A 755-nucleotide genomic window follows, 5' to 3' on the forward strand; every position below is an offset into this window, starting at 1 on the left:
TCCATGACATACAAGGGAGTGAAACGAACGATGACCAACGTTCAACTAACGCCGGATAAACTGATTTATGTCGGTGTAGATTTGCATAAGCAGCATCATACAGCGGTTATCATTGACTGTTGGAATCAAAAGCTAGGAGAAATCAAATTTGATAACAAGCCGACAGCGTTCCCACAGCTTGAGAAGGAGGTCAAGAAGTACATAAAGAAAGGATTATCGGTTGTTTACGGGTTGGAAGATGTGGATGGCTACGGCAGAGCATTAGCTGTCAACCTGACCGAGAAAGGCTGTTGGGTAAAGGAAGTCAATGCCAAACTAGCCAACCATAGACGCAAGAGCCATATTACCATTGAAAAATCCGATTCGTGGGATGCGGAGTGTGTAGCCAAGGTGTTACGGGACGAGCTTCACAAATTGCCGGATGCCAAGCCAATGGACCTGTATTGGGCAATTAGTCAGCTTGTCACACAGCGAAAATGGCAATCCAAGAGCCTGACAGGAATGGTGAAGCGGCTTCATCAGCAACTTGGCTATCATTATCCGAGCTACAAGAAGTTCTTTTCAGAAGTGGATGGAAAGACGGCGTTAGCGTTTTGGCATAAGTATCCTTCTCCTTCCCGATTGTCCGGCGTGGGGGTGGATGAACTGGCGTTGTATCTCCGAAAGCAGAGCAACTACGCATTATCGACCAAGAAAGCAGAGCAGATACTAACGCTAATAGCCGAGGATGGGGATACAAGCCGAGATTTCCAAGA

General features: G+C 46.8%; 1 protein-coding gene. It reads left to right on the top strand.

Going from position 1 to position 755, the window contains the following annotated elements; genetic code table 11:
- Window positions 1-30: 30 nt before the first annotated feature.
- The coding region (locus JFN88_RS13920; protein WP_199019913.1) for an IS110 family transposase at window positions 31-755 on the top strand (725 nt) is incomplete at its 3' end.

It is taken from the genome of Paenibacillus roseus, from assembly GCF_016424485.1.
In the GTDB taxonomy this organism is placed as follows: Bacteria; Bacillota; Bacilli; order Paenibacillales; family Paenibacillaceae; genus Paenibacillus_D; species Paenibacillus_D roseus.